Here is a 239-nt window from a genome sequence, read left to right as displayed (position 1 = left end):
CGTGCAGTGAGCGCGTTTTGCGTCAGCAATTTCGCGAGCAGACTGGAATGACCATCAATCAATATCTGCGGCAGGTCAGAGTGTGTCATGCGCAATATCTTCTCCAGCATAGCCGCCTGTTAATCAGTGATATTTCGACCGAATGTGGCTTTGAAGATAGTACCTATTTTTCGGTGGTGTTTACCCGGGAAACCGGGATGACGCCCAGCCAGTGGCGTCATCTCAATTCGCAGAAAGAT

1 protein-coding gene is annotated in these 239 nt (G+C 49.8%); it reads left to right on the top strand.

All coding sequences use genetic code 11. From position 1 onward, the window contains the following. A partial coding sequence (locus SB756_RS34760) for a helix-turn-helix domain-containing protein (RefSeq protein WP_410913845.1) occupies positions 1-239 on the top strand: 239 nt, incomplete at both ends.

Source organism: Pseudomonas sp. SIMBA_068, from assembly GCF_046534705.1.
In the GTDB taxonomy this organism is placed as follows: Bacteria; Pseudomonadota; Gammaproteobacteria; order Pseudomonadales; family Pseudomonadaceae; genus Aquipseudomonas; species Aquipseudomonas putida.
Note: the sequence above shows the minus strand (reverse complement) of the source record. Positions and strands in the feature narration are given on the sequence as shown.